The organism is Carboxylicivirga sediminis (assembly GCF_018156225.1).
GTDB classification, from domain to species: Bacteria; Bacteroidota; Bacteroidia; order Bacteroidales; family Marinilabiliaceae; genus Carboxylicivirga; species Carboxylicivirga sediminis.
On record NZ_JAGTAR010000008.1, the window covers coordinates 82,268 to 106,501 of the forward strand.

Annotated in this window: 23 protein-coding genes and 1 pseudogene; 10 read left to right on the forward strand and 14 right to left on the reverse strand. The window is 40.3% G+C overall.

Annotated elements, in window-relative coordinates; all coding sequences use genetic code 11:
* Positions 1–81 precede the first annotated feature (81 nt).
* From KDU71_RS06985 to KDU71_RS23415, 10 genes and pseudogenes are all read left to right on the forward strand, one after another.
* Positions 82–3,156, forward strand: a complete 3,075-nt coding sequence (locus tag KDU71_RS06985; protein WP_212189203.1) for a SusC/RagA family TonB-linked outer membrane protein — start codon at positions 82–84, stop codon at positions 3,154–3,156.
* Between the two features lie 28 nt (positions 3,157–3,184).
* Positions 3,185–4,690 (forward strand): RagB/SusD family nutrient uptake outer membrane protein, encoded by a 1,506-nt coding sequence (locus KDU71_RS06990; RefSeq protein ID WP_212189204.1) that lies wholly within the window; start codon positions 3,185–3,187, stop codon positions 4,688–4,690.
* Between the two features lie 20 nt (positions 4,691–4,710).
* Positions 4,711–5,526 (forward strand): hypothetical protein, encoded by an 816-nt coding sequence (locus tag KDU71_RS06995; RefSeq protein WP_212189205.1) that lies wholly within the window; start codon positions 4,711–4,713, stop codon positions 5,524–5,526.
* Between the two features lie 92 nt (positions 5,527–5,618).
* A complete protein-coding gene (locus KDU71_RS07000; RefSeq protein ID WP_212189206.1) occupies positions 5,619–6,647 on the forward strand; it encodes a LacI family DNA-binding transcriptional regulator in 1,029 nt (342 codons plus the stop codon).
* A 121-nt stretch (positions 6,648–6,768) separates the two neighbouring features.
* Positions 6,769–9,402, forward strand: coding sequence for a glycoside hydrolase family 2 protein (locus KDU71_RS07005; RefSeq protein ID WP_212189207.1), 2,634 nt, complete (start codon positions 6,769–6,771; stop codon positions 9,400–9,402).
* Positions 9,403–9,592: 190 nt separating this feature from the next.
* Complete coding sequence (locus tag KDU71_RS07010) at positions 9,593–10,453, forward strand: ROK family protein (RefSeq protein ID WP_212189208.1); 861 nt, start codon at positions 9,593–9,595, stop codon at positions 10,451–10,453.
* A gap of 26 nt (positions 10,454–10,479) precedes the next feature.
* Complete coding sequence (locus KDU71_RS07015; RefSeq protein WP_212189209.1) at positions 10,480–11,352, forward strand: ROK family protein; 873 nt, start codon at positions 10,480–10,482, stop codon at positions 11,350–11,352.
* A gap of 214 nt (positions 11,353–11,566) precedes the next feature.
* Positions 11,567–13,345, forward strand: coding sequence for a glycoside hydrolase family 9 protein (locus KDU71_RS07020; RefSeq protein WP_212189210.1), 1,779 nt, complete (start codon positions 11,567–11,569; stop codon positions 13,343–13,345).
* Between the two features lie 149 nt (positions 13,346–13,494).
* Positions 13,495–13,989 (forward strand): glycosyl hydrolase family 8, encoded by a 495-nt coding sequence (locus tag KDU71_RS23410; protein WP_212189211.1) that lies wholly within the window; start codon positions 13,495–13,497, stop codon positions 13,987–13,989.
* Positions 13,990–14,004: 15 nt separating this feature from the next.
* Positions 14,005–14,763 (forward strand): annotated as a pseudogene (locus tag KDU71_RS23415) (glycosyl hydrolase family 8); the annotation flags it as partial.
* Between the two features lie 72 nt (positions 14,764–14,835).
* Here KDU71_RS23415 and KDU71_RS07035 read toward each other — a convergent pair.
* The 14 genes from KDU71_RS07035 to KDU71_RS07100 all read right to left on the reverse strand — a co-directional run bounded on the left by KDU71_RS07035 (position 14,836) and on the right by KDU71_RS07100 (position 24,220).
* The gene (locus KDU71_RS07035) at positions 14,836–15,882 is read right to left on the reverse strand and encodes a permease (protein WP_212189213.1); all 1,047 of its coding nucleotides are present in this window, start codon (positions 15,880–15,882) and stop codon (positions 14,836–14,838) included.
* A gap of 2 nt (positions 15,883–15,884) precedes the next feature.
* Positions 15,885–16,583, reverse strand: coding sequence for an aromatic aminobenezylarsenical efflux permease ArsG family transporter (locus tag KDU71_RS07040; protein WP_212189214.1), 699 nt, complete (start codon positions 16,581–16,583; stop codon positions 15,885–15,887).
* Between the two features lies 1 nt (position 16,584).
* A complete protein-coding gene (locus tag KDU71_RS07045; RefSeq protein ID WP_212189215.1) occupies positions 16,585–17,040 on the reverse strand; it encodes a nitrophenyl compound nitroreductase subunit ArsF family protein in 456 nt (151 codons plus the stop codon).
* 36 nt (positions 17,041–17,076) lie between these two features.
* Complete coding sequence (locus KDU71_RS07050) at positions 17,077–17,304, reverse strand: thioredoxin family protein (protein ID WP_212189216.1); 228 nt, start codon at positions 17,302–17,304, stop codon at positions 17,077–17,079.
* Between the two features lie 58 nt (positions 17,305–17,362).
* Positions 17,363–17,647: an ArsR/SmtB family transcription factor gene (locus KDU71_RS07055; RefSeq protein ID WP_212189217.1), complete on the reverse strand. Its 285-nt coding sequence runs from the start codon at positions 17,645–17,647 to the stop codon at positions 17,363–17,365.
* A 69-nt stretch (positions 17,648–17,716) separates the two neighbouring features.
* Positions 17,717–18,526, reverse strand: a complete 810-nt coding sequence (locus tag KDU71_RS07060; protein ID WP_317195162.1) for a helix-turn-helix domain-containing protein — start codon at positions 18,524–18,526, stop codon at positions 17,717–17,719.
* Between the two features lie 48 nt (positions 18,527–18,574).
* The gene (locus KDU71_RS07065) at positions 18,575–18,934 is read right to left on the reverse strand and encodes a VOC family protein (protein ID WP_212189219.1); all 360 of its coding nucleotides are present in this window, start codon (positions 18,932–18,934) and stop codon (positions 18,575–18,577) included.
* Positions 18,935–19,047: 113 nt separating this feature from the next.
* Positions 19,048–19,974, reverse strand: a complete 927-nt coding sequence (locus KDU71_RS07070) for an MOSC domain-containing protein (protein WP_212189220.1) — start codon at positions 19,972–19,974, stop codon at positions 19,048–19,050.
* A 34-nt stretch (positions 19,975–20,008) separates the two neighbouring features.
* Entirely contained in the window at positions 20,009–20,458 is a 450-nt protein-coding gene (gene moaC / locus KDU71_RS07075) for a cyclic pyranopterin monophosphate synthase MoaC (RefSeq protein WP_212189221.1), read from the reverse strand.
* A 3-nt stretch (positions 20,459–20,461) separates the two neighbouring features.
* Entirely contained in the window at positions 20,462–21,262 is an 801-nt protein-coding gene (locus tag KDU71_RS07080) for a GTP 3',8-cyclase MoaA (RefSeq protein ID WP_212189222.1), read from the reverse strand.
* Entirely contained in the window at positions 21,246–22,421 is a 1,176-nt protein-coding gene (locus KDU71_RS07085) for a molybdopterin molybdotransferase MoeA (protein ID WP_212189223.1), read from the reverse strand. The genes KDU71_RS07080 and KDU71_RS07085 overlap by 17 nt, the downstream gene beginning before the upstream one ends.
* Positions 22,408–22,947: a P-loop NTPase family protein gene (locus tag KDU71_RS07090; protein ID WP_212189224.1), complete on the reverse strand. Its 540-nt coding sequence runs from the start codon at positions 22,945–22,947 to the stop codon at positions 22,408–22,410. Before KDU71_RS07090 ends, KDU71_RS07085 begins: the two co-directional genes overlap by 14 nt.
* Entirely contained in the window at positions 22,944–23,489 is a 546-nt protein-coding gene (gene mobA, locus KDU71_RS07095) for a molybdenum cofactor guanylyltransferase (RefSeq protein ID WP_212189225.1), read from the reverse strand. The genes KDU71_RS07090 and mobA overlap by 4 nt, the downstream gene beginning before the upstream one ends.
* Positions 23,489–24,220, reverse strand: coding sequence for a sulfite exporter TauE/SafE family protein (locus KDU71_RS07100; RefSeq protein WP_212189226.1), 732 nt, complete (start codon positions 24,218–24,220; stop codon positions 23,489–23,491). The genes mobA and KDU71_RS07100 overlap by 1 nt, the downstream gene beginning before the upstream one ends.
* Positions 24,221–24,234 lie beyond the last annotated feature (14 nt).

The window sequence follows — 24,234 nt, forward strand, 5'->3', positions numbered from 1 at the left end:
AACGCTTGCATTATAAAAAATGTCAGTGCATATTTGTGTCAGTTTTTGATAATAATTATCGTTTAACCAAAATTAGATCAAATGAATGAAAATCCAATTAATGGCATAAGTATACGTCTTTGTGTCATGCAAATTGGCAGGCGCTTATTTTTTTTATTGCTGTTTGCTTTGATTTTTTCAACAGTGCAAGTGTTTGCGCAAAATGAGGTGAATATCGCCGGAAATGTGACTGATATTAGTGGAGAAACCTTGCCTGGCGTGAATGTTTCGGTAAAGGGTACTACCAATGGGACTATTACTGATATTGATGGAAACTTTACACTGACAGTATTGGAAAATGATGTCCTTGTTGTAAGTTTTGTCGGGTATAAAACCCAGGAAGTTTCTGTTAATGGACAGGTTAAGTTTGAAATTGTTTTAGAGGAAGATGTAACTGACTTGGATGAGGTTGTGGTAGTTGGTTATGGTGTGCAAAAAAAATCAGATGTTACAGGTGCTATCTCAACGGTTAAGCCCGAAGAGTTAGTCAAGCGTGATGTGGCAACAGTAGATCAGGCACTGCAAGGGCAAATGGCTGGTGTTACTGTTACGCAAGGTTCGGGTACGCCTGGCGAATCACCAAACATTTCTATTAGAGGCTTAGGTTCGCTTAATAATACATCCCCGTTGTATGTGGTTGATGGTATGATGCTTGATGATATCTCACACATCAACGCTAAAGATATTGAATCATTGCAGGTGCTGAAAGATGCTTCAGCATCAGCTATATATGGTTCGAGAGGTGCAAATGGCGTTATTATTTTAACGACAAAAAAAGGTAAGGCCGGACAAGGGAAAGTAAGTTTTAGTGGTTACTATGGTGTTCAGAATTTTGCACATACACCCGAGTTGACAACTGCTAGTGAATGGGGCATGCTCAATAATGAAGCGTTACTTGCATCTGGTCAGGCACCGTTATATAATAACCCAGAGGCTTTAGGTAGGGGAACAGACTGGCTTGATGCCATCTCGAAAAAAAATGCTGCGATTCAGAGTTATGATCTTTCATTTTCCGGTGGTACTGACAAGAGTACCTATTTCATTAGTGGGCAGTATTTTAACCAGGATGGTGTAATCAACAAAACTAATTACGAGAGACTGTCTTTAAGGGTTAATACTGAGCATCAAATTAAAGACTGGTTAAAAGTTGGTGAAAATCTGACTGTTACAAACTCTAGTCAATCTACTGTTTTAGAAGGTGACGAATGGAATAACTTACTGATTACACCTTTGAATATGGAACCTGTAACACCTGTTTATAACGAAGATGGTTCCTATGCTGCTTCTAAAAACCAGGTAAACAATCCTGTTGCTGCTATTGATAATACTTTTAATAAAGACAAGTCATTCCGGGTTCTGGGTAATGTGTATGCAGATGTTACACTGTTAAAAGGTTTAACATTTAAAACCAACTTTGGTGCGAACTTTGCTTTTGATGAGGGTAATGATTATAACCCTGTTTATTACGTATCTAACACGGATAAGAATGATGTAAATACCCTTTTTAAGGGGCATGATAAGGAGACATCTATTTCATGGACAAATACAATGAATTACCATACTACTTTCGGCGAGAATCATGATTTTTCAGCCACTGCCGGTACTGATTATTATGAGCAAAAATTTGAGTGGGATGGTACAACTGTATCTAATCTGCCTACTGACGATGAAAAGTACAGAGTAATTGACAACTCAAGGAATAAAAAAGTAGCTAATTCTTATGGTTCGTTTTTTGAAAACCGTCAAATATCTTATTTAGCCCGTGTTAATTATGCGTATAACGGACGTTACTTATTGACTGCAAATTTCAGAGCTGATGGTTCGTCTAAATTCGGATCCAATGAAAAGTGGGGATATTTCCCTTCGTTCTCTGCAGGTTGGCGCATTGTAGAGGAAGATTTTATGGATGGTGTTGATTGGGTTAGTAACTTGAAATTACGCGCTGGTTGGGGGCAGATAGGTAACCAGGGAGCAATACCCGCATATACACAGTCTACCCTCGCGTCAACCGGGCTAAACTATGTATTCGGAATACCTAAATCAATTATTAGTGGTTCTGCTTTTCAAAGTTTAGGTAACGATGAAGTAAAGTGGGAAACTGTAGAAACCACAAACTTAGGATTGGACTTTGGCTTTTTCAGGGGACGTCTTTCTGGTAGTGTTGAGTATTATATCAAGAATACACGCGATATGTTATTGACGCCTCCGGTACCTGGGCAAACCGGTATTGAAACACCTCCATGGCTCAATGCAGGTGAGATGAAAAATACGGGTGTTGAGCTAGGTCTTAACTGGCAGGATAGGATTGGACAAGTAAGGTATTCGATAGGTGGAAATATTACTACCATTAACAATGAAGTGGTGAGCCTGGGAGATGCCTCGCAAATTGATGATGGTGACTTCAGAAGTTCAGGGAATGTAAATCGTACCGTGGTAGGCCGCCCAGTTTCTAATTTTTATGGCTTAGTAGCTGAAGGACTATTCCAGAATTGGGAGGAGATTAATGTCTATTACCAGAATGCAGCTGACGGCGTGCCTGATAATGTAGCTCCGGGTGATATACGTTATCGTGATGCAGACGGCGATGGTGAATATGATTATGATTTTATCGGAAGTCCTATTCCGGAGCTAACGTATGCATTCAATGGTAGTATCTCTTACCGTGGTTTTGATTTTAACTTTTTATTAAATGGTGTTTACAGCATTGATGTTTATAACGGACCAGGTTACTATCAGTTAAGTTCAAGAGCTTATTGGAATACAGCTAAAGAACGCCTGAACCGCTGGACCGGAGAAGGAAGTACCAATGATCCTCGTAATGCACGCATGGTCAATGATGACTCACACAATACGCGTATCTCCAGTCGTTATATTGAGGATGGTTCCTATCTGAGAATTCAGAATGTGCAGCTGGGATATACATTGCCCGAAAGTGTTGTAGCAAAGTTAAAGCTGGAATCATTGAGGGTATATGTTAGTGGACAAAACCTTTACACATTTACCGAATATACTGGCTATGACCCAGAGGTTGGCGGCTATGGTACGTCTATCGGACTTGATCGGGCTACTTATCCGGTTCCTCGCACAATTACTTTTGGTATGAACCTAAGCTTCTAATTAGGTAGTTAATTAAAACATTAAAGAAATGAAGAAATTAAATATACTTACAATAGCAATAGCACTTATCACATTGCTGGGCTCTTGTTCGCAGGACTTATTAGATACCCCTGCGCCAAATATTTCAGATGCATCATTTTTTACATCTGATGAGGCTGCGTATGATGTACTGGTTGGTGTTTATGATCCTTTATCGCGTTACAACTATTCGCAAATACATGAGTGGATGATTGGTGACGTTGTGTCTGATGATGCCGAAAAAGGTGGTGAAGGACACGGTGACTGGGCTGAGTGTCAGGATCTGAAAAATTTTAGAGCTAACACCGAAAATTCCATTTTACTGGCTCGCTGGCGCGAACCGTATGTAGGAATTAATCGTGCCAATAAGTTGATTGAAGGTATAGATGGAAATGAGAACATTTCGATGGATGTGCAGAAGCGTTATATTGCAGAAGCTAAGTTCTTGAGAGCCTGGTATTATTTTCATTTAGTTAAAGTGTTTGGTGGTGTACCGATTGTTACTAGTGTGTTGCAGCCTTCGGAGTTTACATTACCTCGTAATACTGAAGCTGAGGTGTATGCACAAATCGAAAAGGATCTTAAAGAGGCTGCGCCAGAACTGCCTTTCAAGACTGAGTTTAAAGATCCGGTAACATTAATTGACCAGGAAGCCGGTCGTGCTACACGTGGGGCAGCTGAAGCTATGCTGATAAAGATGTACGTTTTCCAGGAGAAGTGGAGTGAAGCAGCAACTTTGGCTCAAAGCTTTATCGATAATTATGATTGGTATGATCTGGAAGAAAATTATGCAGATGTTTTTACAAAGAAGGGAGAGAATGGTGTTGAGTCAATTTTTGAGATACAACATCTTGGAGTAGAGGGTGATGATGAATGGGGTGACTCTAACGATGGTAATGTAACAGCTATCTATCAAGGCAGTCGCGAGCTGTATAATGGCGATGGAGAAATAGTAAGTGGCTGGGGCTGGGGCTTTAATTTGCCCACTCAAGATTTGTATGATGAGTATGAGGATGGTGATTTGCGTCGCGAAGCTACTATCATAGACGATAAAGATGTGTTGTGGGAAGGATCAGATGATGAAGAAATCATTTGCACCAAGCACATCAATAGTATTGGGTATGACGCGAAAGTGTATCATTCAAAGAAATATTACATTCCGGCAAGTGAGCGCTTGAATATGTCCAATTCATCGAATAACTGGCGTGCAATCCGTTTCGCAGATGTGCTGTTATGGCATGCCGAGGCTAATGCGCACACAGGCGGTGACTGGGAGTATGGTGTTAATCGGGTTAGGGCCAGAGTTGGGCTTGATCCAACAAGCTCTGCCGACGCATTGGAAGCAGTTTATCATGAGCGTCGTGTTGAATTAGCGATGGAAGGGCATCGTTACTGGGATTTAGTGCGTACCGGAAGAGGCAATCTGATGAATGGGTATTCAGACAATAAACGTTTAATGCCGATACCGCAGGCTGAAATTGGATTGAATCCAAATCTTGAGCAGAATCCTTATTAATGAATTTAAAAAGTTATCCGATGAAATATATAAAATACATAGCTACTTTTCTGGTGGCAGCTTTAATGGTCTCATGTTCGCCTGAGGTTGAATTAAGAGATCTTGGTCCCGATCCTAGCGGTGAAATCAAGGTTGATAAAATTGATGGTAATAATTTTAATTACTCTTTTGAAGGTAAAGATGCCTTTTTATTAAACTGGTTCTTTGATAATGGGATTCATTCACAGGAGCAAAAATTAGATGTTTATTTTCCTTTTAAAGGTGAATATGATAACAAATTATTGATTTCAGGTGGTCCTTCCACAGTAGAATTAAATCATAAGTTAGTGGTTGAGAATACCGATCCTGCAATATGTGAAGTTCCTGAATTAAAAATGTTAACAGGGGGTTGTGAAGGTGAAGGAAAAACCTGGGTATTTGCAACCGATCGTCCGGATAGTAATCCTTTTGCGGGTAGTGGTGTTGGTCTGCATTTTTTCATGGTTGATCCGGCTGATTGGACAGTTTTCTGGTGGAATGCCGGAGACCCGGGTTCTGGAGGTTCTGTTGTGTCAGATATTAATGCTGAAATGACGTTTGACTTAAATGGTGGATTCAATTATACCTACATGCATGATGGTGAGGTGAAAACGGGTAGTTTTACTCTTGACCTGGACAAGCAGACACTGTCAATTAATGGCGCTGATTTGGTTGGTGCCTATGGTACGTACCTTGACAATACTAAAGGAGGTAAATATGAATTGAAGAAGCTCTCGGATGATGAGTTGATACTATTTCAGACTCATGGAGAAGGTTTCTGCTGGATTTTTAAGCCTAAGGGGCACGATTATAATTAAGTGTTTATCAGATGGGAGCTGCCTAACCCAGCTCCCACTGCTTTACTTCGCTTAATTTTTGTTACTTTGCACTTTTAATCAATAAAAGCAAAATGTCCCCTAAAGAGAAGAAAGGCGAAATAACCATTAATGATATAGCCAAAGAGCTTAATATTTCACCATCAACAGTTTCGAGAGCCTTAAATGATAATGCTAAAATCAGTGAGGCAACTAAAAACAAAGTTAAAGCGGTAGCAAGAGATTTAGGTTATGAGCTGAATTTGGTGGCGTCAAGTCTTTCAAAGAATAAAACGAATGTAATTGGGGTTATTATTCCACATCTTGGTTCGCAGTTTTTTGCCAAAGCATTGAGTGGTATACAAGAGGTGGCCAGAGATAATGGATATAATGTTATTATTAGTCAAACCAATGAAAGTGTGCAGCAAGAGGTTGAAATGACGCGCGTGATGAATTCGGCCCGAGTGGATGGGTTGGTGTGTTGTTTAACTATGGAAACAGACAATGTTGATCACTTTAATGTTTTCGTCAAAAAAAGTATCCCGGTTGCTATGTTCGATAGGGTTAGTTATGCTGTCCCCGGACCAAAAATTGTTGTTGATAATTATGAAGCTGGATATGTCGCTACTGAGCATTTAATTAATTTAGGATGTAAACGTATTGCTCACCTGGCAGGAGTGGTTTCTTCAAAGGTGTTTGAGGAGAGGTCGGAAGGTTTTAAAGATGCTTTAAAGAAGCATAGTTTACCGTTATTGTCTCAATTTTTGTTGTCAAGCGATTTGACTGAGCAAGATGCACGTGATGCTGTGCGCTTGTGGATGAATTTGCCCCAGAGACCTGATGGTATTGTTGCGGCAAGTGCCTCCTCTGGCTTAATTATAGCCTCGGCAGTTAAGGCTTTGGGAATTAAACTTCCTGAGGAGCTATCCATAATTTCGCTTGGGAATGAGCGTTGTAATGAATTTGTAACACCTTCCTTATCGGCAGTTGATATGCCTGGTTATGAAATGGGTAAGGCCGCAGTAACTCAGTTAATAAAATGTATTAACGATGGTGTATCTGATAGTTCAATCACATTAAAGCCTATTCAGCTGTTAATACGAAATTCATCATTTAAGCATTAGTCAATAAATCTAATGATTAAGAATTTAAATCAGGCTCAATGTTTTTGTGTAAAAAAATGCAAGCGCTTGCATGGATGATAATATTTGTGCATATTTGCTGCAAACCAAAAAACATTATTAAATGAAACTATCTGTATTAAGTAATTGGATGTTATGTCTTTCAGTCATTGTTTTGACAGGATGTACATCAAGTGAAAAAGCGGAATATATGACAGAGTTGAATAGTAACTGGTTCATTCAGTCAGCAGATCAAGTGCCGGTAACTGGTGCAGAGTTAAGTAAAACTGCCTATAATTCCGATAGCTGGGTGAAAGGTGATATACCGGCAACCGTAATGACTATTTTACGTGAGAATGGAGAATACGATGATTTATTCATGGGCGATAATATTGATAGGATTGATGATTCGCGTTTTAAACAGCCATGGTGGTATCGTAAAACATTCGAAGTAAAAAACTTTGATAAGCAGGCAACTTATCAACTTCGTTTTGAAGGATTGAACTATAAAGCAAATATCTGGCTTAATGGGCATCAATTAGGTAAAGCTACTGTTATTGAAGGACCATTTAGCCGATGGACATTTGATGCCAGTGATTATTTAGTGCCTGGTAACAATGTTATGGCTGTTGAAATCATTCCTCCTGTTAAAGGCGATTTAACCATTGGTTTTGTAGACTGGAATCCTGCAGCGCCCGATCAGAATATGGGTTTATGGCGTGGCGTTGAGTTAATAAAAAGTGGTGCAGTATCTATCGAATCACCTTTTGTTAGTACTAAGTTGGACGAAAATCACGTCAATCATGCTGAATTAACGGTGACAGCCCTGGTAACAAATCATTCCGAAAGTCCGCAGAAAGTAACTGTTGAAGCTTTTATTGAAGAGATTGGAAAGGTTGCAAAGCAAATAGAACTGAAGGCAGGAGAGTCAAAAGACATTGCTATTACATCTAAAGATGCATCACTGCTTAAAGTTGAGAATGCAAAGTTGTGGTGGCCCAATAACCTTGGTGAGCCGAACATGTATGCTATGACCGTTAGTGCTAAAATTAATGGTCAGGTATCGCAGGAGATTAGCACGCGTTTTGGAATTCGCCAAATAGAAGAGTACTGGAATGAACAAGGCCATAAAGGTTGGAAAGTGAATGGTAAGCCCTTAACCATTAAAGGTGCCGGATGGGTAGATGACATGTTCTTGGCCGATAGTGAAGCTAAAGTTCGGGCTCAGGTCGAATACGTAAAGCATATGAACCTGAACTGTATTCGTTTAGAAGGTTTTTGGGGACGTGATAAAACGATATATGATGCAGCTGATGAGAATGGTTTGCTGATTATGGTTGGTTGGAGTTGTCATTGGGAATGGGAACCTTATTGCGGTCGTCCCGAAACTGACTTTATGGCCATTACAGGCAAAGAAGAGATTGAGCGTCATGCCTTATCATATCGAGATCAGGTTTTGTACTTACGAAATCATCCCAGTGTATTTCTATGGGTATTTGGAAGTGATAAATTACCAGTACCCGAGCTGGAAGAAAAGTTGAATGATTACATTACCAATGTAGATGATTCGCGACCTATATTGGCAGCATGTAAATACCAGGATTTTGGAACAGACCATTATAATCATAGCGTAGTGAGTGGTTCAACGGGTGTTAAAATGTTAGGCCCATATGGCTATGTTCCGCCTGTTTACTGGTATATAGATACTATTGCCGGAGGTGCTTATGGCTTTAATACCGAAACAGGACCTGGACCACAAGTGCCACCAGTTGAAAGTATTAAGAAGATGATTCCCGCTGACAAGTTATGGCCAATCAACGATACCTGGAATTTTCATTGTGGCAGACACCAGTTCGGTTCATTGGATCGTTACTTAAATTCATTCAACAAGCGCTATGGCGGAGCCACTTCGCTTGAAGAATTTGCTTTCAAGTCGCAGGTGTCCAATTATGAAGCGATTCGACCAATGTTCGAGGCTTTTCAGTCTAATAAATTTGAGGCAACAGGTGTTATTCAGTGGATGCTTAATTCTGCCTGGCCTGAAATGTTCTGGCAGTTATATGACTACTATTTGCTGCCTAATGGAGCGTTTTATGGCACAAAAAAGGCATGTGCTCCGTTAAATGCTGTTTACAATTATAAAGACAAGAATATTTATTGGGTAAATGATTACAATACGACGCTTAGTAATCACAGTATAAGCATCGAAGTGTATGATATAAATTCCAAACTTTTATTTGCTGAGAAGGTAATGGTTGATATGGATGCGCATAACTCAGGGCTGGCTTTTGAAATGCCAGAAATAGAGGGCTTGTCAACAGCCTACTTCATCAATTTGGAGTTGCACAATGAGGCAGGTAAACTAATGACAGATAACTTTTATTGGTTATCCACAAAGGCGGATGAGATGTTGTTTGAAGAAACAACATGGGTTTATACCCCTCCAAAGGATTATGCTAATCTTCAGTTGCTTAATTCGCTTCCTGAGGTTAACGTGAACGCTCAATGGACACAACATAAAGATGCAAACTATACCTACTTTGAATGTCAGCTTGAGAATAGATCAAATCAAATAGCATTCTTTGTCGAAACAGCGGTGCTTGATAAGGCTACCAATGAAGTAATTGTTCCTGTATTTTGGGATGACAACTATATTAGTATCATGCCCAATGAGACGAAGATAGTTACAGCCCGTATTGCCAATGAACTCATGCCCGAGTCAGTGGAGTATAGGATAGATGGCTGGAATATAAAATAATCTGAGTAATTGCTAAGAAACCGGCTGATTTTAACTCAACTAAGCCGACCTGAAAATGAGGCCGGTTTCTTCTTTTGCTTCTAATGAATAACTGAGAGATAAACCTTTTTTGCATGAGTTATTTTGAGAGGTAACTGATGTACACTGAAGATGCCCGTCAATGGGTGTGCAAAAACAAAATGTAAAATTAATGGAACAAACAAGAACAATTATAGGGGTTGATTTGGGAGGAACGAACATGAGAGCAGGCCTCGTTGTAGGTGATAAAATACTTGAGGTGTCTTCTTGTTTAGTACCCAAAACTGATAATGCTCCTGATGTAACTCAGGCACTCATAAAAACGATTAGAGATGTAATCACGCCCGAAGTGGAAGGAATAGGTATTGGTGTGCCAAGTCTGGTTAAATCAAGCAACGGTGTTGTTTATGACGTGCAGAATATACCTTCATGGAAAAAAATACCGTTAAAAGACATATTGGAGAAGGAATTCGAACTGCCTGTATGCATCAACAACGATGCTAACTGCTTCGCTGTAGGTGAGCGTGTCTATGGTGCTGGTCAGGAATATGATGACTTCGTTGGTTTAATCACCGGAACTGGTGTAGGAGGAGGTATTATCAAAAATGGGCATTTGCTGCCGGATCAAAACTGTGGAGCTGGTGAATTTGGGATGATCCCTTACCTGGAACACGATTATGAATACTACTGCAGTGGACAGTTTTTTGAGAATAAATACAATGTAAGTGGCAATGAATTGGCGCAGAAGGCTTCAGAAGGTGATGAAAAAGCACTGTCTGTTTTTGCCGAGTATGGTACTCATTTGGGCAAGGTGATTAAAACTATTTTATTTAGTGTCGATCCAAAGGCCATAGTTTTGGGAGGTTCTGTTTCCAGGTCATTTGAGTATTATAAAATAGCCATGTGGAAAGAGATAGCTACCTTTCCATACCAGTTTGTTCTTGAAAATTTCGTAATTGTACCGTCTGTAGTGAAGGAAATTGCTATTTTAGGTGCTGCAGCTCTTTATATTGATGCTGTTGGTGAAGATTAAACTACTAACTATCCATACCGAAAGATATGATACAAGATATGACAGTTCAAAATCAGTGTGCTGTAGGTGTTTACCTTGGAGGAAAACACTTACGTGTGGGACGGGTTCGAAATAATATTGTGGAGGCATCACTGGCGCTTGAAATAGATAACCATAATTCAGAGGAAGTCATCCTGAAAGATATTATGGATGCCATTGATCAGGTGTTTAATGAGGATGTGGGTGGCATTGGGATTGGGGTGCCTAGTCTTGTTGATGTATCAAAAGGAATAGTGTATAATGTGGAGCATATGCCATCGTGGCGCGAAGTTCACCTGGGCGATTTACTATCTGACCGTTATAAGGTAGGTGTTTATGTAAATAATGATGCTAACTGCTTTGCTATCGGAGAAAAGTACTTCGGGAAAGCAAAGAAATATGCCAATGTAGTAGGCATTGTTGTTGGTGTTGGACTAGGGGCAGGTGTCATCACAGATAACCATTTATACTCAGGCACAAATTGTGGGGCCGGTGAGTTTGGTTGTATTCCTTATCGCGATCATAATTACGAATATTACTGTACAACACAATATTTTGAAACCAAGTATGGCCTGAAGCCAGATGTGCTTTACCGAAGAGCTAAAAAACAGGATAAAATTGCTTTGGCTATTCTGGAGCAGTTTGGTTTTGATTTTGGGCAAGCTGTTAAAACCATATTATATGCCTATGATCCGGAGTGTATAGTGATTGGTGGTAATGTAAGCCGTTTCTTTCCATATTTCGAAGAGTACATGTGGAAAGCAGTTCGGAAGTTTCAATATGAAAAAACCATTGAAAAACTGAAGATAGAGGTAAGTGAGCAGCCTGATATAGCCGTGCTTGGTGCTGCTGCATTATACTATGATGCCATCTCTAAATAGCTAGTCAATAATTAAATAGGTAGATAGGGCATGCTTCGTTATGAGGCTGAATGGGAGAGTTATATCCAATTGACAAATAAAATGATGTTGTTAGCAGAAGTGATTTGTCAGGAATCTTGTATTATCAAAAACATTAGATCAGCAAATGAAGCTTTTGAATAGATGATAGCTACATAATTAAGCCAAATACTTAAACCATTATAAACTTAAACACATGAAGAAACTTTTGTACTTAACTATTTTAATAACTTCATTATTATCGTGTAAGAAGCAAACAACCGATGATGGGATTTTCCTGATTAACCATGTAGGTTATGAGACCGAGGCTTATAAGTCTGCTGTATTTCAAATTAAGTCAGATGTTATTCCTTCAAAGTTCGAGATTATCAATCAACAGGATGAGCTGGTGTTTGAAGGAAAGTTCGAATTGGGTGGCGCAATTGATAACTGGCATACTGGTAATGCTTATAAAGCGCTGTTTTCTGAATTTAAACAGCTTGGTACATTTCGAATAAAAGCTATTGTTAATGATGGCTTTGTGCTTTCAGAACCATTCATTATTTCCAATACGTCACAGGCAGCCGACTTATTGCCATTGCTAATTAAAGCTTTTCAGCAGCAGCGGTGTGTATCGCCTTACGACGACAAGGATAAGGTAATGACTTTTTTTGGGGAGCGTAAAGACACGGTTGATGTAAGTGGTGGGTGGTACGATGCCTCCGGTGAAAAGGGCAAGTACCTGAGCCATTTGAGTTTTTCCAATTACATGACACCTCAGCAGCTCCCTATGATGGTCTGGAATATGTTAGAAGCGCATGATGTAATTCAAGGCTCTGATATTGCTAATCACCAGTTGTTGCATGAGTTGACAAAGGAAGCAGCTCATGGTGCCGACTATCTGGTTAAGGTACAGGATGATGCCGGTTACTTTTATACCACTGTTTTTGCTGGTTGGACCAAAGATCCGGAGCAACGTCAGATTTGTGCGTATGAGGGGCAGGATGGTAAGCGCAATGAACGTTACCAGGCTGCTTTAAGAGAAGGTGGGGGTATGGCCATTGCTGCCTTGGCGCGTTCATACTCAGCTGATCTTAATGGGGAGTTTAATGCGGGTCAATACCTGAATGCCGCTATCAAAGGTTATGAGCATTTAAAGCAAAATAACCTGATGTATTGTGATGACGGGAAGGAAAATATTATTGATGACTATTGTGCCTTGCTAGCTGCCACTGAGTTATTCAAGGCCACACGAAATGATATATATATGACCGATGCCCGTATCAGGGCGAGTTCACTTAAAGCACGCCTTATGAGTGATGTAAACGGGAAATATTGGTTGCGGGCCGATGAGCATGGTGAGCGTCCGTTTTTTCATGGTGCTGAAGCAGGACTGCCTGTTATTGCAATGACACATTATCTTGCCATTGAAAACGATGTGCATCTGCAAGAAGAAGCGAAGGTATTTATTGCTAAAGCTTTGAGTTTTGAGTTATGGGTGACAAAAGAAGTAACTAATCCTTTTGGCTATGCACGTCAACTGATAAAATCAACTAATGAGCCAAAAGCACGAACGGCTTTCTTTCTGCCACATCATAACGAAACAGGTTATTGGTGGCAAGGTGAAAACGCTCGTCTGGCATCATTGGCTACGGCAATGCTGAAGTCGAAAAACTTATTAAACAATGAAATGCAGGAGGCTGCCGCTAACTATGCATTTGATCAAATAAATTGGGTGCTTGGCCTCAATCCTTACAATGTATGTATGCTGCATGGAGCAGGACGAAATAATCCTGATTATAAAGAAGATGGTAAATCGATGAATTACATGGGTGGTATTTGCAATGGTATTACGGGTGGATTTGATAATGAGCAGGATATTGCGTTCAGGCCTATGCCATATGATGATGATCCTGCGCAGAGGTGGCGTTGGTCGGAGCAATGGTTACAGCACGGAGGGTGGATGATTCCGGCGATTGCCTATACTACAAAATAAATCAAGTTATACCGGCGGAACGCTATTGGCAGAGTGGTAGCAAATCCTTTGTAGCTAGTTGAAAATCTTTTCCTGGTAGCAAGTATTTCTTCAATTGGCATTGCCTTCAGCTCCTTTAATAAATAGTGTTCCGCTTTAACCCTGAAATCATGAAATTGAGAGGTCTTTTTATATTGTTTACCAGTTTGTCATTAAGTGCATGTAATTCTGATGAGGTTCCTGTAAGACCGAATGGGCGCTCATTAATTATACATGAACCGTCAGAAGCAATAAAACCATTTCCGCAGGCTCAAACATTTGTAAATAGTATCAAGCCCAATAACCTGAGCCAGGAGGAATTAAATAACGATGTGGTAACGTACTATCAGTATTGGTTAAAGAAGTATATGAGGGAGTCAAATGGTCAGACACCGGGTGGCGGTTATTATGTGCGCATGAAAGGTACCGGTGGTGATGGTTCAGAAATAACAACTTCTGAAGCTCATGGTTACGGAATGATTGTGTTGGCCTTAATGGCGGGTTACGATGTTAACGCCAAAAAGTACTTCGATGGAATGCTTAATATGTGTTATCAGCATTACAGCAGTGGTAATTCAAAATGTATGTCGTGGGTAATTCATGAAAGTGAAGAAAGCCAATACTGACAAGCTAGTGCCACCGATGGAGATATGGATATTGCATATGCCTTGTTATTGGCCGATAAACAATGGGGATCTGATGGAGCTATTAATTATTTACAAATGGCAAAAGATGTTATAGCAGGGCTCAGAGAAAGTTGCCTTTCGTCATCTTCCAAACGGATGATGCTTGGCGATTGGGATAGCGATCCCTATACAACGCGTTCTTCAGATTGGATGACCGGACATATGCGTTGCTTCTATGCGGTAACAGGTGATGCCTTATGGCTCGAAGCCATTGAGGAGGTCTATTCAATGATTGATGAAATGACTAAAAATTATAGTCCGGAAAAAGGCCTGATGCCCGATTTTGTAGTCGGAAAAACACCACAGCCTGCACCTGAATATTTTCTGGATGAGTATAAGCAAACAAATCACTACAGCTGGAATGCCTGTCGTTACCCATGGCGGATTTCGGCTGACTATTTGCACTTTGGGGGCAGTGATGCGAAAAGTGCGATGGCCACCTTAACGGATTTCTTTGTGGATGCGTCAGGCGGTCATCCGGCTAACATTAAAATGGGATATTATCTTAATGGGAAGCCCATGGACAACTATTCGAGTGCGGCATTTATAGCACCTGTCATCACAGCATCAACCACCGATGTTAAATACCAGGCTTATCTTAACGAAGGGTGGGATTGGCTAAACCGGTTTGTTAATGAAACGTATTACAGCGATACAATAACATTACTTAATATGTTGCTGATATCTGGTAATTGGTGGAATCCGGCTGAATAAGCTCATTAATACACAAACACTATATGAATTCCGGCAAAGCAAGGTTAATTATCTGGCTTTGCCGGAATTATTTTATAATATCCAGTTAAAGAGATAGCCTAACAGGATAATAAACAGAGTGATGGTTGCGAAGAATATGCCTATCAGCTTCCATTGCATAACCTTTTTAAGCAGTGTGGCTTCAGGCAATGAAAGCCCTATAACGGCCATCATAAAAGCAATGGCTGTGCCCAGGGGAACGCCTTTGGCCACAAATACCTGTATAATTGGCACAATTCCTGATGCACTGGCATATAGCGGAACAGCCATAATAACTGCCAATGGGATGGCATACCATTTGTCCTCAGACAGATACTCTGAAAAGAAATTCTCAGGAACAAAACCATGCATGAGTGCACCAATTCCAATACCCAGAATAATGTATGGCAGTACTTTTCGGACGATGCCCCATCCATCTGCAATAATGGCAGGCAGTCGTTCAGTAAAGCTCTGGTTTTCTAACTCAAAATCAGCTATGTTAGCCGGATCTGCATTGCGCTGTATTTGCTGAACCCAATCGGCCAGGTAGCGATCAAGCTTTAGCTTGCCAAGTAGGAAACCGCCAATGACTCCAAGGAAAATGCCGCTTGTAGCATAGATAAGTGTGGTTTTCCAGCCAAAGAAGCCCAGGAACATAGCTACAGCCACTTCGTTTACTAAAGGCGAGGTAATGAGGTAGGCAAAGGTGACTCCTAATGGGATACCTCCTTGCACAAAGCCAATAAACAATGGGATAGAGGAGCATGAGCAAAATGGAGTCACAGCACCAAATAATGAAGCAAATAAATATTGCAGCCCATACAGCTTTTTTGTAGTCAGGTAATTTCTTAGTCTTTCTACCGGAAAATAGGTATTAACAAGGCCCATCAATGAGCTGATTAAGAAAACCAGTATAATAATTTTAATACTATCATAGAAAAAGAAGTTTATTACTTGCCCCCAATGGGAATCAGCCTTAAGTGTAAATAGTTCATATGTCATATAGTCGACAAGTGGCTGCAAATAATAGAACAATACGATAATAGCAGGTAGAGCTAATGCTATTTGTGTTGAAATGCTTAAGCGCTTTTGTAATCTCATTACTAAAATATTAAGGTTATCACAAAATAGATACCGACGCCGATAAATAAAATGGCGATAGCACGTCGGAACCAGATTTCAAAATTCTTTAACCTATTATAGAAGCTGCCTATTGAGCCAATACTGTAGGCAATTAACCAGGCAAAGATCATGACAGGTATGCCTGTTGCCAGTGCAAAAACAATGGGTAAATAAAGCCCCTCGGCACTTGCTATGGTCATGGGTATCAGCATGCCAAAGTAGAGTACGCCGCTATATGGACAAAATGCTAAGGCAAATGCGAAACCTAATAATAGTGCTCCCCAGTAACTATTGCCGGCTTTCTTTTCCAGCTTATCGTTTAAGAAGCCAAGGCCTGGAATAGTTAGTTTAATAATTCCGAGCATAAACAGACCTATGATTATTAACAAAGGACCTAATAGTTTTTCGCCCCATTCCTGAAAAAAGCCTGAAAGTTGAAACTGGCTTAAGCCGAAAAAGAAGATAAAACCCAAACCAGTATAGGAAATGGCCCGTCCTAATGTGTAAACAAGACCATTGATAAATACTCGCTTTTGACTTTTGATATCTTTACTGATAAAACCGATGGCTGTGATGTTAGTTGCCAATGGGCAGGGGCTTACAGCTGTCATCAGTCCCAGTATAAATGCTGATAAAATTGGAAGCTGAGAGTTTTCCAACAAATTCTGTAATACTTCCATACTATGACATTGATTCGATTGTTGATTTAATCAACGCTTCCAGCTTTTCTGGTTTGGTACGGGCATTTAAAAAGGCTTCGTTGGTCAGGTTCTTAATCTGATCACCTTTCATGATTAAAAGGGTTTGCCACTCTACCTCATATTTCTTTGCCAATTCTTTTTCTACTTCGCGGTTAATAGAATGGAACGGGACAGTAGTATCGAAATATTTAGCCAAAGTTTCTTTCGTAACTTTTTCAACAGCTTCGCAAGTGGCACAACGCCTGGTAGCATGAAAATAAACTACATTGACTTTGCTGGTGTCAATGGTTGTAGTACTTGTTTTTGAACTACAGCAGCTTTGAGATTCACACGAACTGCAATCTGTTTCGGTCTTAGTTTTTTGCTTATTAGAATTGCAGCCAGCAGTTAGTAATATTGTGACCCCAACCACAAAAGTGTAGAATATTTTAGTCATAATAAGAATAAATGAAAAGGTTAGTTGTATTAGTGCTTATAATAAATCCTTGATTTCTTCAACAGAAGGAACACGTCCTTTAACAGCGACTTTGCCATCGATTACTAATGCGGGTGTGGTCATTACACCATAAGTCATAATCTGAATCAAATCTTCTACCTTCTCAACATTTGCATCAATGCCTTTTTCTTCAACCGCTTTACGTGTTACTTCCTCTAATGATTTACATTTAGCACATCCGGTGCCTAGTACTTTAATATCCATAATATTGTGTTTAAATTATTCGTCATTCGTAAAACAACGAACAGGATTGATAAATTTTTTAGTCTTCAAAAAATGCTTTAAGTAAGTCCTGCGCCTCAGCCCAGTTGGCTTTATTTATGCAGTATTTTATCCTAGGCGCTTCAATTTCTCCTTGAATCAAACCAGCCTCTTTCAACTCCTTTAGATGTTGCGACAGAGTTGATTTGGCAATCGGTAATACCTCACTTAAGTCGCCACTGTAACAGCAGGTTTGTTTGGCCAGGGTTTGCAACACATATATCCGAACGGGGTGTCCGAGTGCTTTGGCGTATCTGGCCAGTTTTGTTTGTTGTTCGTTAAACATCTGTAATGATTGTTCGTAAATTTACGAACAAAAGTAATGCTTGTTTTTGAAATACCAAATTTAATAGCTTTAAAAACCGAAGTAATCAGAATGCGGAGGGCATGAGCTGAAAAGCTGCCTTGGTGTCAGACCTGCCAATTTAATAAAGTCATTATTCATATGTGCTTGATCGTAGTAACCACTTTGAAAGGCAACATCAAACAATGACAGATGAGGCTGCTTTGATTTTAGATGAAGTGCGTACTGAAAGCGGATGATATTAGTAAACTGTTTCGGACTACATCCCACCAATGATTTAAATGAACGGTCAAAATTTTTTCGACTCCAGCAGCTTTGTTCAGCCATGGATTGAATAGACATCTTTTTAGCCGGATCAATGTGTGGAATGATGTGTCTGACTCTTTCTGTTTTGTAGCAAGGCTTTTGTTCAGCCATTTGCTTTATTAAAAAATGTTCTATTAATAAGATTTGTTGTTGTAAGTTGTTTGATTCATACAATTGTTCACAAACTTCAGAAATGGATTGCCCCCAAATTTGTCGGGCACAGATTGTTTGGTTAAATAGTTCACTGGCAGGGTGTTTGCAGATCTGAGCAAAGCCAGAAGGAAATAATGTGACTGCCAACAGCTTTAGTTTGCCTGAAGCTTGTATGTCGTAAAACGAATTTTGCTGGCCTGATATAAGTGTATGTGAATTAAAATAGCCGGAAACGCTTTGGGAAGTGATTTTGTTACCCAAGATAAAAGTTAACTCCGGCAAACCGGTTGGAACAATTCGTTGGTTGTGTACTGTTTTGGCCTCATAACTGAACTCCATAAGCCAGTAGTGCTTTACAATGCCTGCTAATTGACGGGACGGGTGTATGATTTTGAAATTCACTATGTAAAGATAAGCAGGGACTTGACTCCCTGCAAATTTGTACTTGGCTTAATTTTGGCTGTAAAGTCCAATTTTATTCCCTTCACTGTCAATAAAGATGGCAAAGTAACCTCTCCCTTCCGCCTCAATTTTTGTTTTGGGGAATACAATGGTTCCATTTCTTTCAATTATATGCTCAATGGTGGATTCCATCGAATCTGCAACATTAAAACTTGCCAATACCCCATCTTTCGAAGGATTGAAGTTTTTTGCTTGTGATAAAGCTCCTTCGTCATTGGGAAAGAAGGCCATCTTCTCATTTCCAAAATCCATAGCCTTTAGGGATAGCTTAAAAACTGCGTTGTAAAAGTCGACAGCCCGGTGCATATCCAATACCGGTATCTCAACCCATGCGATTAATTTGTTCATAAAGCTTTGTTTTATTTTGTTTGACCATACAAAACTAGCTATGAGCTAACTATATTAATTGGAAAAAAAGGACATTCAGTGCCAATTGCAAGGGTAGTGCCGAAAGTATCTGTTTAATGGGAGTCAATACCATGCAACATTCTCAATGAATGTTCAATAGTTGGTATTATCTCTGTCAGGTATTCCTTTACCGCTTTAACACTGCCCGGCAGCACATAAACAAGGGTTTGTCTCATTACTCCGGCTACACTGCGACTAAGTAGAGCATTAGGTTTATCAATACCGTATTTCATTCTGATGGCTTCCATAATGCCGGTAATTTCTTTTTCCAGCAGTGGTTTGATGACATCGGGAGTAATATCGCGCGGGCCAATACCAGTTCCGCCAGTTGTAACGATGATGTCCACTCCGCTAGCCACCAATTGGAGAATGGTGTTTTTCAGTTGTTGTTCATCATCGGGAAGAATAGTGCGATTAAAACTGTATTGCCTGTTCTGCTCATCAAAATATGTGCTGAGCAGTTTTTCAGTAAACGGACCGCTCTTATCATCATAGATGCCTTCAAAAGCACGATCACTTAATGTGACGATATGCACGTTGATGATACGTGGCACATATTTTAAAACATCACCTGGCTTTAGAGCACCACCTTTCAGTACTCGGCAGAAAATCCCTTCCTTGGGCATAACGCAGTCGCCGGTCAGTTCCTTGATTTCGCAACCATTGTGGCACTTTTTACCTATTTGCGTTACTTCCAGTTCAATGGTATCATTAACAAAGCGGTCGAATATTTTGGTGTGATGCAGCGCTAATCCTTCAGTTGTGATGTTTTCGGCAAAATCACCAAAGTTTAGTTTTGTGCCCGAAGCATCCTCCGTTTTCTGGTAGCTTTCGGTACCAAGCAAGCTCACCTGCCGATGCCAATGCCCTGAATGAGCGTCGCCATCAACTCCCAGGTGGTTAAGAGTAATACTTTTAAAAGGCGTTTTTTTTGTGCCTTTCTTTTCCGATATATTAACTGATTTTATTTGAATCTTCATCTCTGTAGTTTTTACTGATGCAATAAATAAACGGTCAGACTTTTGTTTTCTCAACTAAACGAATATCAAGCATTTCCATATCTTTATCAACGGCCTTACACATATCGTAAATTGTTAGTAACGCCACGTTAACGGCGGTTAGTGCTTCCATTTCCACACCTGTTTGACCCAGGCAGCGCGATAAGGAATTGACCATTATGCCATCTTCTTTAATATCAAAGCTGACATCAACCTTGGTTAGTTGTAAGGCATGACACAGCGGAATGAGTATGTGTGTTTGTTTGGCTGCCTGAATGCCGGCAATGCGCGCAACGGATAATACATCGCCTTTTTTCATCATGTTATTACTTATCAAACTTACAGTATTGGCCTTTAGTTTGATAAAGCCAGTTGCTCGGGCTGTACGCTTTTGAATAGGTTTATCGCCTACATCAACCATGTTGGCTTCCCCGTTTTTGTTTATGTGAGTTAATTTATCAGACATAGTTTAACCTCCAATATTGTAAAACTTATGATTTTGATTAATGGTACCTTCCAGAGGTTTGGCCCCCAGGGCCAATTGAAAGGCTTCTGTAATGCCATGCTTCTTAACATTAAAGCCACTGTTGCTGAAAAGGCAGGGTTTAATGTCGCCATTGGCCATTAGGCGAAGGCGGTTGCAAAGCTGGCAATTGCCACCCTCTCCACCTTCAACAACCGAGAAATCACCGGTTTCCAAATCCATCTGATGAATAAAACGAATGTTCAGGCCTTCATCAAGGCAGAATTGCTTAATGGCATCAATGTTTTGTTTGTTTGAAAACTTTGTTTTGACCACATTGATTTTAATAGGCGTGAGGCCTGCCTCCTGAGCTGCCTTAATGCCCTTTTTTACATCATTAATATTGCCCAGCCTGGTAATACTTCTGAACTCTTCTGCATCAAGTGTGTCCAGGCTGATATTGACTCGATTGAGGCCAGCCTTTTTAAGGTCTTTGGCGTATTTACTCAACAAAACGCCATTGGTGGTCATGGCAATTTCCTCAATGCCTTCCACCTGCTTAATCATATCCACTAACTGCACAATCCCTTTTCTTACCAGAGGTTCACCACCTGTTAGTCGTATCTTTTTAAGGCCCATTTTAGCGCCTTCACGAATCACCTCTGCTATTTCTTCCAAAGACAGTACATCATCGTGCTTTAGCAACTGAATACCTTCTTCTGGCATGCAGTAGCGGCATCTTAAATTGCACCGGTCAGTTACCGAAACACGTAAATAAGTAATTTTTCTGTTATAGGCATCTAACATTGATTAAATCTCCTTTTTTAAGTTCTTTAACTCCTATAGGTATTTCAAATAGCACCTGCGCATTGCTTAAACCGTTAATGTGCGCCGAACCATGAAATTCAAGGGGCACCACTTCACTTCGTTCATTGATGATAGCTGGTGCAAAGAGCAAACGAGCGTCTTTCTTCCTGCCAAAATCAGTGTTTAGAGGAAGTATCAGCTCTTTTGGTTTATATGGATGGCCCATTAAGGCTGATAGGAATGGACGTGTGTACAATTCAAACTGTATAAACGACGATACCGGGTTGCCGGAAAGCCCAAAACAGTAGCTTTTTCCTTTTCTGGCAAATACCATGGGCTTACCTGGTTGAATGGCCGTTTTATATACTATTATTTCATAACCAAGGTTTTGAAGTGTATCTGGTATTAAATCGTATTCACCAACCGAAACCCCACCTGTTAATATCAGCACATCGTTTTCTTGTAGGGCAATGTTGATTTGTTCTGCCAGCAGAGGGCCTTCATCTTTGGTAATTCCTCTATAATGTCCTTTTATATTGAGCTGCTGCAGCTGTGCTAGTAATTGCGATGAATTGGAATTTCGAATTTGAAATGGTTGAGGCGTTTCATGGGGTTCAACAAGCTCTGTTCCACTTGCAATTATAGTTACCTGGGGCTGCCTGTATACTTGAACAGTGCTTTTACCTGCCATAGCCAATAGTGGCATATGGCGCGCTTCTAACAAGGTAGATGCAGGGAGTAGTAAATCGCCAGATTGCGCATCTTCACCCCGAAGGCTTATGTTACTCTTGGTATTGATATTGGTACAACGGACATGTTTTTCATCAATCACTTCTGCATCTTCAATCATAAACACACAGTTGGCCCCTTCGGGAACGACGGCACCAGTCATGATTTTGGCGCATTGATTTTCGCCGATTATATGTTCGGGATTTTTTCCAGCGAAGATGGTTTCAACTACTGTAAGCGTATTAGTAAGATCTTTTTTGCGGCAGGCATAACCGTCCATGGCCGATTTGTTAAATGGCGGCATATCCATGTCAATGCAAACATCTTCAGCTAAAACCCTTTGATAAGCATGCATAAGTGAAACGCTTTCTGATGGTAGCGTTTCAGCTTGATCAACGATTATTTTTAACGCGTCTTTATACTCTCTCATAGTCCTGGATTTTTAACAGAGACTCATCTGAAAAAACGCTCTCCACATTGAATACTAAAGCTTCATCAGGCGATAGCACAATTATATTATTTCCGTCTCTCATTGGCTTTTGCTTTGATGAGTCTTCTCCTTTGATGTAATACAAAGCGTGGGGATTAATAAAGTTATACAAGCCACCTGTCTCAATAATAACAGGTTTATCTTTTGGCAGATAGTTCGTTAATGATGCAAACATTAGGGGAAGATGAGGATTCTTGCATTGTACATAGAATACTTCAGAAGCGCCTGCTCTCAACATGCGCGAACTATCTTTGCGGGTATCAAGGGTTTCTTTCACAATGGTGAAATCATCAGTGCAGGTTATTATGTGCGCCTCATTATCCAGACTATGAAAGTGCGATGATATTTTTACAGCGTACACATCGGTTGATTCAGCCAGGTGCTTTATTATGCGGCACGACAGGAGTGTTTTTCCAACATTTCGCCCGTTGCCGGCAACCATTAGTATGTTAGGGTATTGTTTCAAATTAAATCCTCCGGTGAGTTAAAGTTTAAAAGACTTTTATCATCCTCAATCAAAATAGTTTGAGCCTTTAGCTCTTTCATCAATAGTTGTAATTTATATTGTCTTTGTTCGATGAATTGAAGAATAACCGGCAAGCAGCTTTTATGGTAATAGCCTAATGTCGGATATATTTTGTTGGCAGCAGATACGGCAATAGCGGCTTTATTTTTACCTTTTTCATTCAATAGCTTATCGAATAATTCGGTGGTGATAAAGGGCATATCGCAAGGGCATACAATAACATCTTCTGTGCCAGTTTCAGCCAGAGCGGAGTAAAGGCCGCCAATAGGACCAACTTTCTGATACACGTCTGCAATCACCCGAAAGCCAAACTGCTCATATTCTGCATTGTTAGAGCTGATGATAATTTCTGAGCACATAGGTTTAAGAGCATCAATACTATACTCTACTAAAGCACGCCCTTTGTATTGGAGCAATCCTTTTTCTTGTCCCATGCGTGAGCTGAGTCCGCCGGCTAATATGATTCCTGTAATTGACTTCATCAGGCAAAGTAAAAGAGTTTAAAACTGGCAAACAACAGCACAAATGATAGCATATACATCAGATAGCGCGGTGTCAGCCTTTTTTGTCCCAGTTGCGAACCAATAATACTACCAATAATTCCAAGTACAATTAAAATGTATATGCTGCTGATAGGCTCAAATCCCTTGGCGATAACCCCTAGAATGCCACTGGCCGAATTCAGAAAGATAAAGATGGCTGAGATGGCTGCTGTTTCCTTGATTGTGGCCCAACCCATAAGCAGGAGCAAAGGGCTCAGGATGATGCCTCCTCCGATGCCAATCATGCCTGAGAAAAAACCTAGCACAGCACCAAAAACAAGTGCTAATGGCAAATAAATAGGCTTCGCTTCTTTCTCTGACTTGGTGAAGAAAAGCATCCTTATTACAGCTATCAATAAGAAAATGCCGAGGATAATTTTATAGGTGTAGGGGTTGACATCAAGTCTGGCACCAATAAATGACATAGGGATAGACAAGGCAATAAACGGCAATAGCAGCTTTAGCCTGAAATGACCGCCTCGGTAAAAATGGAAGAAAGAGATGCCGGCTACAAACATGTTAAGCGTTAAGGCGGATGCCCGCATATAAATTGGGTCAATGGCAAATAAAGCCATTATAGCCAGGTAGCCGCTTGCACCTCCATGCCCTACTGAGGAGTAGAGGATAGATGTGAAAAATATAGCCAGGTAAAAAAGAAATTCTGTTTCCATTCTATTAATAATTG